This window comes from Streptodolium elevatio, from assembly GCF_053592165.1.
In genome coordinates, this window is sequence record NZ_JBSFVE010000026.1 from 106,893 (window position 1) to 115,699 (window position 8,807).

The window sequence follows — 8,807 nt, forward strand, 5'->3', positions numbered from 1 at the left end:
GTGTCGGGGGCACGAATCTGTTGCCGATGGGCGGGGCGAGGTACTGCGGCCCGGCGGTGCGGGGAAGTTCGGCGATCGGCTGTCCCCTAGGCTGCGAACAGCCGGTGTTCTTTGCCCCGCGCTCACTCGGAAGCGGCGGGCAGGAGGGCGAACTGTGCTGCGTACAGGCTGCTGTAGGTGCCGCCTTGCAGCGTCACCAGGTCGTCGTGCGAGCCTTGTTCGACGATGCTGCCGTTCTGCATGACGACGATGGTGTCGGCGTCGCGGATGGTGGAGAGCCGGTGGGCGATCACGAAGGCGGTCCGGCCCTGTCGCAGCCGCGCCATGGCCTGCTGGATGAGCACCTCGGTGCGGGTGTCCACGGAGCTGGTCGCCTCGTCCAGGATCAGGATTTTCGGGTTGGCGAGGAACGCGCGGGCGATGGTGAGGAGTTGCTTTTCCCCGGCGCTGATCGCGGCGTCCGCCTCGTCGTCGATCAGGGTGTCGTAGCCGTCGGGAAGTGTGCGGATGAAGCGGTCCGCGTGCGCGGACCGGGCAGCGGCCACAACTTGGTCGCGGGTGGCGTGGTGCACGCCGTAGGCGATGTTGTCGGCGATGGTGCCGCCGAAAAGCCAGGTGTCCTGGAGCACCATGCCGATGCGGGAGCGCAGGTCTGCGCGGGACATCAGGGCGACGTCGGTGCCGTCGAGGGTGATGCGCCCTGCGGTCGGCTCGTAGAAGCGCATCAGCAGGTTGACGAGGGTGGTCTTCCCCGCGCCGGTGGGCCCGACGACGGCGACGGTGTGACCTGGCTCGGCCACGAGCGACAGTGCTTCGATGAGCGGCTTGTCGAGCATGTAGCGGAAGGAGACGTTCTCGAACGCCACCCGTCCGCCTTCGCCGGGGCGCACCGGAGCTTCGGGGTCAGGCGTCTGCTCGGGGGCGTCCAGCAGCTCGAACACGCGCTCGGCCGACGCGGCCCCGGACTGGACCATCCCGATCGTGCCGGCGACCATGCCCAGCGACTGACTGAACTGGCGCGAGAATTGGACGAACGCTTGGACGTCACCGACGGTGAGGGCTCCGGCGGCAATCCGCAGGCCGCCGATGGCAGCGACCAGCACGTAGTTGAGATTGCCCGCGAAAGTCATCAGCGGCTGCAGCGATCCCGAGACGGCTTGGGCCTTGCGCGCCGCCTCGTGGAGCCGTTCGTTCTCGGCGTCGAACGCCGCCAACGCCTGGTCCTCCCTTCCGAATGCCTTGATCAGCGCATGGCCGGTGTACATCTCCTCGACATGTGCGTTCAGGCGGCCTGTGTGGTGCCACTGCCGGGCGAACTCGGGTTGGGAGCGCCTGCCGATCAGCGTCATCGCGAGCAGTGACAGCGGGACCGTCAGCAGCGCGATCAGCGCCAGAAGCCAGGAGATCCAGAACATCACCGCGAGCACACCGACGATCGTCAGCACGGAGATCACCAGTTGGCTTAGCACCTGTTGCAGGCACTGGGCGAAGTTGTCGATGTCGTTGGTGACCCGGCTGATCACGTCCCCGCGTCGTTTGCGGTCGAAGTAGCTCAGCGGAATCCGGGACAGTTTGGCCTCGACATCACGCCGCAGCCTCTCGGCGGCGTCCTGCACGGCGATGGCCGCGAGGCGCCCCTGGACGACGCCGCAGAGACCCGCGACGAGGTAGACAGCCGCCGTCCACACCAACACACGTGCCACAGCGGCAATGTCGATGCCGCGGTCGGGGTTCTCCAGCGCGCCGCGGACGACCAGGTCTGTGGCTTGCCCCAGGAGCACAGGTCCGGTGACGGTCAGCCCTACGCTGAGCGCCCCCAGAACGAGCACGCCTGCAAACTGGCCGCGCCGATGAGCCAGCAGGGCAAGAGTGCGCAGTGCGGTGGCGCGGAAGTTCTTCGAGTGGTCGGGGTGGGACGCCGCCTCGGGCGAGCGCTCCCGCCGTGGTCCGGCCTGCCCGCTGCTGCCGTCGGTGGCGTTCACGCCGCTTCCTCCTCGGTCAGCTGCGAGAGGACGATCTCGCGGTACGTGGCGTTGGCGGCCAGGAGTTCGCGGTGCGTCCCCACGCCGACCACGCGGCCCTCGTCGAGGACGACGATCCGATGGGCCTCACGGATCGTGTTGACGCGTTGCGCGACGACGATGACCGTCGCATCGCCGGTTTGCCTTGCCAGCGCCGCGCGCAGCCGCGCTTCGGTCGCGTAGTCCAGGGCCGAGAACGAGTCGTCGAACAAGTAGACCTGGGGGCGGCTCACCAGCGCCCGGGCGATGGCCAGGCGCTGACGTTGGCCGCCGGACACGTTGGCACCGCCCTGGGAGATGTGCGCTTCGAGGCCGTCGGGCAGTGCGGCGACGAAGTCCCGGGCCTGCGCGGTCTCCAATGCCTGCCACAGCGCATCGTCGCTGGCGTCCGGTGCCCCGTACCGCAGGTTCGATGCGATGGTGCCGGAGAAGAGAAGGGGCCGCTGGGGTACGTAGCCGATCGCGCGGCTCCGGACGGCGGGGTCCAGGTCGCGGACGTCCACCCCGCCGACCAGGACGCTCCCTGCCGTGGTGTCGGCCAGCCGAGGGAGCAGGCTGAGCAGAGTGCTCTTGCCGCTGCCGGTGCCGCCGATGACCGCAGTCGTCTCCCCCGGGCCGGCGGAGAAGGAGACCGCACTCAGCACACTCTCCTCCGCCCCCGGGTACCGGAACGTGACCTCGCGGAACTCGATGTGCCCGGGGCGCGCGATGTCCTGGACCGGACGTTGCGGCGGAACGAGCGAGCTTTCGGTGTCCAGGACTTCGACGATGCGCCGGGCACTGACCTCGGCACGCGGAATCCACAGCAGCATGTACGTCGCCACCACGGCGGCCATCAGCATCATGAGCAGGTAACTGATGAAGGCTGTCAGGCCCCCGACGGTCATCTCGCCCGACTCCACGCGTCGCGCTCCGAACCACAGCACGAGAACCCCGGCGACGTTGGCGATCGTCATGATCGCGGGGAACATCCAGGCCATCAACCGCCCGACACGCACTGATATATCGGTGAGTTCGGAGTTCGCAGCGGCGAAACGGCGGCTCTCGTGCTCCTCCTTGACGAATGCGCGGATGACCCGCAGCCCGATGATCTGCTCGCGCATGATGCCGTTGACGGTGTCGATACTGCGCTGCAGGGCGTTCGACAGCGGCCCCAGGCTGCGCAGAATCACGCCGATCGCGATGCCCAGGACCGGGATGAGGGCCACGAGCACGAGCGAGAGCGGTGGGTCCTGTCTGACGGCCAGCAGAACTCCCCCGACGCACATGATCGGCGCCGACGCCATCAGGGTGAGGGTGAACAGCACGAGCATCTGCACCTGTTGGACGTCATTAGTGGTGCGCGTGATGAGCGAGGGCGCACCAAATTGGCCCATCTCCTGCGCGGAGAACGACTGCACCCTGGCAAAGACCGCTCTGCGGACGTCCCGCCCGAGCGCCATGCCGACGCGGGCGCCGATCCGGGCGACAGCGAATGTGCAGACCAGCTGCACGAAAGCCACTCCCACCATGATGGCGCCCACGAGAACGATGTAGCCCTGGTCGTTGTCCGCCACCCCGCGGTCGAGGATCCGGGCGTTCAGATTGGGCAGGTATAGCGTGGCCGCGGTCTGGACCAGCTGGAGGAGTACGAGCAGCGCCACTGCACGGGAGTAGGGCCGAATGTGCGCCCTTACCAAGCGGATCAGCACACCCATCCTCCCAACAGTGCCGCGGTGCACGAAGCGAAATAGCGTTGTCGATACAAAAATCAAGGACGCTGGGGCAAGCATCGGATCGCCGGATCGGGAACTGGGCGACTGCGCTCGGTCCCAGCTGAGAGCATGGAAATGCCTCGCAGCGCGATCGGCTACGGCACACGTGGCGTCCCAACGCCCGCGCATTGGGACGCCACGCCTCCGACCGGCACCCGCCCGCCGTGCGGTACACCCGGGCCGGAACCAGGCCGACCAGAACACGGACAAGGTCGCCAGGTGCCGAACCGGGATCACGTCGCGTGAGTGTGCAACCGACAAGAAGGTTGGAGTTGCCGCACTCCGGTCACACTTGCGCGGCCGGGGTAGCCGGCCGACGCCCCAGGACGGATTCCGGCGCGTTCGACGAAGGCGCCTCCTGGCCCGTCTCGGGGTTCGTGCAGAAGCCGAGCGCGAAGTTCCCCATGGTGTACCCGAGGAGGTCGGTGAGTTCGGGATCGAGGTGACGTGCCACCTCGGGCGGGCAGGACAGGTATTGGTTCTCCTCCTGGCGCAACCAGGCCAGGGAATAGGTGAAGGTCATACCGATTCGCGGCCCGCTTGAACGATTCTCCCCGCCGCCGTGGATGACCGAGCCGGTGTAGAGGAGAACCGACCCGCGTGGCATGACAGCCTGCACGCACTCGTTCGGCAGGGCGTCGCGTTTGAACTCCCATGTCTGGCTGCCGGGCACGACGTTCGTCGCGCCGTTGTCCGAGGTGAAGTCCGTCAGCGCCCAGATCGCGTTGAACTGCGGCTCGATGGGACGGGGGATCCCGCCGGCGCCGATGAAGCCGGTGCCGGCTCCGCCCCACACGAAGCGGTCGCGGTGAAGGGGCTGTGCGCCCTGGCCCGGAAGGATCGTGATGAGCTGCGTCAGGTTGAGCTGGATCCGCTCGCAGTAAGGACCGAGCACCGCGTTGGCCGCACCGATCACGAGCGGATGCAGGACGGTCGACCGGCTGGCCGGGCACAGCGCGATCAGCCCACCAGTGCGCTTGGTCTTGATCCCCGCCCACTCGCTGCCGCTCGGCTCGGTCCGGTCGATCAACGGCGCCACGTCCTCGTCGATACTCCGCAGCGTCTCCGGCGAGAGCAGGTCGCGCACGATGCACGCGCCGTCCCGTTCGATCGCTGCCAAGATGTCGTCGATCTCGCAGTCGGGTCCCAGCGTCTCAAGTTTCACGGAGTCCTCACTCCTCGAAGGTTCGTCCGGACAAGCTGTCGGTCAGAGGCCCAGCACCTCGCGGGCCCGATCGATCTCGTCGGAATCGGCGGTTGTGGGGATGAGCCGGAGCTCGTCGAGACCTGCCTCTCGTGCGCCGTTCACAGCGTCCCGGAGCCCGGAGGCTCCGCAGTTCAACGTCCCCGCGTCGGGACCGACGAGGAAGGAGCCCGGGACTGCGTCCGCGACGCCTCGCCCCCAGAAGTCCATGACGTGCTCGGCCAGTTGCGTCTTCGGGTCGGGGCCGAGCGCGAACCACACCGGCGCCGAGAAGTGAGGCCTTTCGCTCCTCCCGGCGGCCTTCCACGCCTCCACGACCCGAGTACGCTGCTTGGCCAGTTCCTCGGCGTTGAAGTGGAGGGACTGCGCCGGGTCGCTCACGCCGACGGCCCACCGCGCGGCCCGGGCGAGGGCCTTGGGACCGGAAACGCCCGCCACCAAGGGCACGCCGCCCTCCTGGAGCGGCGCCGGGCCGACCGGGTGGTGTCCCTCGACGGGCGGCTCCTGCGCCCACACCTTGCGCATGGAGGTGACCATCTCGTCCATGCGCTGCCGCTTGTGGTGAAGGTCGCTCCCGACTGCGTGGTAGTCCTCGTCGAACGCGCCGATGCCGACCCCGAGCGTCAGCCGCCCGCCGGAGAGGACGTCGATGGTGGCCATGTCTTTCGCGAAGAGCACCGCGTTCCGCGTGGGAAGGGCGACGACGTCCGTCCAGAGCCGCACCCGCTCGGTCATCGCCGCTGCGGCTGCAAGCTGCGGGACGACCGACCAGCCGCCGGGGTACAGCAGGCGGTCCCACGTCGCCAGGCCGTGCCACGGTCCTTCGTCGATCTTGCGGTACCACGCGAGCTCCTCCTTCCGCCCGTGGGGGAACAGGGTGGGAAGGCCCATGGTGATGCGCAGCTCCGAAGTCCCCGCCGATGCCGCGGTCAACGCTGTTCTCCGAACAAGACCGTGTACGGATCGACCATGTCGAGACGGTGTGAGCATATAGGCGACTTGTCACCGTACGCGTGGTAGCCGGCGAAGCTGCACAGCTCGCGCATGCGCTGGGGAAGCGCCCGCGCGCGTTCCAGGGAGACGGCCAGCGTCTGCGCCTCCTCGGGCTTCAACCACCCGACGCAACAGGTGATGGACATGCCCCGGCGGTAGTAGTCGGTGGTCCGGTTCGCTCCCCCGGCGTGGACGAGCTTCCCCGTGAAGAAGAAGCCGCTGCCGGCCTTCATCACGACGGGGACCGTGTCCCGGTCGATGTCGAGGGCGTACGGGTCGATCCCGGCCTCGCGGCGGTGGCTGCCGGGCACGACCCGCGTCGCTCCGGACTCCTCCGTGAAGTCCGTCAGTGCCAGCATGCAGCTGGCCATAATGTCGTGCGGCCCCCCGGCCAGCTGCGGCCAGGTGGACTCGTCCCGGTGGAGCGTCTGCGCGAGCTCGCCCGGACCGATCTCGATGACCTGGCCGGCGTTGTACTGGTGGTCCGTCCCCCACGTGAGAACCTCCGAGACCCAGGCCTGGTACCGCTCGTCGAGGATCACCTCGACGACCGCGTCACTCTTCTCGACGAGGCCTTCCAGGCGTTTCGTGTGCGGCATGAACCCGCCGCCGGGCATGGCCCCGAAGTCCCGGACCGGGTCCATCCCGACGAGGTACGGACCCACGTCCTCGTTGATCCGGGCCAGGAGCTGTGGCGACAACACGTCTTCCACGATCACGCCGCCGTCGCGGTCGGTGATCTCCTTGATCTCCGCCGCCGTGGCCGTCGCCGGCAACGTCGTCAGCGCCGTCACCCCACCAGAAGCACTCATGATGAAATCCCTTTCGAAGAGGAGCACGGTGACCGCAGCCGAGACGGCTGCAGCTGTCGACGCCGACGGTGCTCAGCCCCCGTCACTAAGTCAACAGTTTGTCGCTTTAAGAATGGGCATGCAGGGCCGTCGGGCGTGGTTCGCCCGCTGTCAGCGCTCCGGTGGCGTGGCCGTCGCTCGGTAGACCAGCTCGATCAGCATCTCGAGATCCTGCAACGAGGTCCCGCGCCTTCCCAGCAACGATGTGGCGATGAGGGGTGCCAGCATGAGGTTCACGACGCTGATCGGATCCACCTCGGGACGGACCTCCCCGCGGTCGACGGCCCTCTCGACCATCCCGACCCACTGCGGTAGAGACTTCGTCCAGGCATCCGTGACGACCGCGTTGAACTCCGGATAGCGACCGGTCGCCATGGCGGCCATGATCGCCCTTTCTACGGGCTCGTCGACCAGGGCTACCGCCTCGGTCATAGCCGAACGGACGTCACCTTCCCACGAGCCCGTGTCCGGCGCATCGATGCGGTAATCCCAGTGGAACGCCACCGCATCGGCGAGCAGGTCGGCCGGAGTGGGCCACCACCGGTAGACGGTGGCGCGGTTCACGCCCGACCGGTCGGCGACCTCGGCCGCGGGCAGCTCGACCACCCCCTCCACCAACAGGTCGAGACACGCTCGCAGGACGGCTTCCCGCGTCCGCTCGCTGCGCCCGCCCGGACGGACGCGGCTCCGCGGCGGTCGATCCGACCGGTCACCGCCGTCAGTCGTCGGGGCGTTCACCGCTCCTCCAGGGTTCCGCGCGAAGAGGCCGACGAGGTGCGGTGGTTGCCGTCGGCGGGACTTGCCGGCAGCAGTTGCAGCACCTCGAGGACGTTCCCCTCCACGTCCGCGGCGAAAGCCACCTCCACACCATGCTCGGGGATCGACCTGATGTCCTGCGTCACGCGCCCGCCCGCGGCGTCCACCCGGGCGCAGAACGCCACCAGGTCGGTGGTCCTGAACCCGAGCAGGACGTCGGTGCTCCGCGGTGCCGACACGTCGTGGAATTTGACCAGGATGAGCATCGGCCCGCCCTCGGCCGTGGGGGCGAACATCACCTCGGTACCCGCGCGCCCGTTCATGGTCGCGTCAGCCCGCCCCAACTCAACCAGCCCGCAGACCTCGCGGTAGAAAGCCGCACACCGGTCGATATCGTCGACGGCGAGCTTGATGTGGCCGAAGTGCACCTCGTCGATGTCCATGAATTCCTCGTCGTCGATATCCGGGGGACAAGGGCGCCCTGGCGCGTGGCAGCGGGGCCCGGAGCGCGAACGCTCATGCCACAGGAGGCCAGAGGTCATTCCCGAGCTTCGAGCTCACACAGGCGAGAGTAGCCACACCGACACCCTTACGGCAACAATATGACGCGTTAAGACTCCTCCGCGCCATCGAGGGACTGACGGGTTCGACGTGGACCGAGCTCGCACCCGTCGTCCGAAGCTCCCCGGTGAGCAAGGCACGACAGAGCCAGCGCCGTGCAGGGGCAGCGTTGCCGTGGCGACGATGTCGGTGGCGCCCTGGCCGACGCGGACCGCGTCCTATATGACGCCCGACTCCCATTCGCCATCCGGTCGGTCGGCGTCACCGGCCACCTCGGTCTTCACGACAGTCCCAACCACACCGAACTGGGCCATATCAGCACGGGCGGGCCTTCCAGAGCATTGCGGCAATCGAGGGGCACTACCTGTCCACCGAGTCGCCGGCGGCTACACCAGAGGCGTTGTCGGCGTCGAAGCCCTGGGCACCAACGACACACTCACGCGCTTCACCTAGACCGGCAAGGGGCATCAACTCCCCTACTCCTTCAGCAGCTCGTCGTACTCCCACTCACTGAACGTCGAGACCTGGAGCGTGAACGTGCCGTCGGTGCCGTCGCCACTGGATCGGCTTTGAGAGGGCGTTAAGTCCGTTTCTTGTACTGGCCGCGTCCGGGTTGTTCGAGGAGTCCTTGGCGTACGAGTCGGCCCAGGCGGGAGCGGGTGACGTT

Annotated in this window: 7 protein-coding genes; all 7 read right to left on the reverse strand. The window is 68.0% G+C overall.

Annotation, left to right across the window (positions count from 1 at the left end):
- Positions 1-122: 122 nt before the first annotated feature.
- The 7 genes from ACWD12_RS34725 to ACWD12_RS34755 all read right to left on the reverse strand — a co-directional run bounded on the left by ACWD12_RS34725 (position 123) and on the right by ACWD12_RS34755 (position 8,022).
- Complete coding sequence (locus ACWD12_RS34725) at positions 123-1,982, reverse strand: ABC transporter ATP-binding protein (RefSeq protein WP_450102927.1); 1,860 nt, start codon at positions 1,980-1,982, stop codon at positions 123-125.
- Positions 1,979-3,712 (reverse strand): ABC transporter ATP-binding protein, encoded by a 1,734-nt coding sequence (locus ACWD12_RS34730; RefSeq protein ID WP_450102938.1) that lies wholly within the window; start codon positions 3,710-3,712, stop codon positions 1,979-1,981. The genes ACWD12_RS34725 and ACWD12_RS34730 overlap by 4 nt, the downstream gene beginning before the upstream one ends.
- 349 nt (positions 3,713-4,061) lie before the next feature.
- Complete coding sequence (locus tag ACWD12_RS34735; RefSeq protein ID WP_450102928.1) at positions 4,062-4,940, reverse strand: phytanoyl-CoA dioxygenase family protein; 879 nt, start codon at positions 4,938-4,940, stop codon at positions 4,062-4,064.
- A gap of 42 nt (positions 4,941-4,982) precedes the next feature.
- Entirely contained in the window at positions 4,983-5,912 is a 930-nt protein-coding gene (locus tag ACWD12_RS34740; protein ID WP_450102929.1) for an LLM class flavin-dependent oxidoreductase, read from the reverse strand.
- On the reverse strand, positions 5,909-6,784 hold the full coding sequence (locus ACWD12_RS34745) for a phytanoyl-CoA dioxygenase family protein (RefSeq protein ID WP_450102930.1): 876 nt from the start codon (positions 6,782-6,784) through the stop codon (positions 5,909-5,911). The genes ACWD12_RS34740 and ACWD12_RS34745 overlap by 4 nt, the downstream gene beginning before the upstream one ends.
- Positions 6,785-6,934: 150 nt before the next feature.
- The gene (locus ACWD12_RS34750; protein ID WP_450102931.1) at positions 6,935-7,429 is read right to left on the reverse strand and encodes a TetR-like C-terminal domain-containing protein; all 495 of its coding nucleotides are present in this window, start codon (positions 7,427-7,429) and stop codon (positions 6,935-6,937) included.
- Between the two features lie 128 nt (positions 7,430-7,557).
- Positions 7,558-8,022: a VOC family protein gene (locus ACWD12_RS34755; protein ID WP_450102932.1), complete on the reverse strand. Its 465-nt coding sequence runs from the start codon at positions 8,020-8,022 to the stop codon at positions 7,558-7,560.
- Positions 8,023-8,807 lie beyond the last annotated feature (785 nt).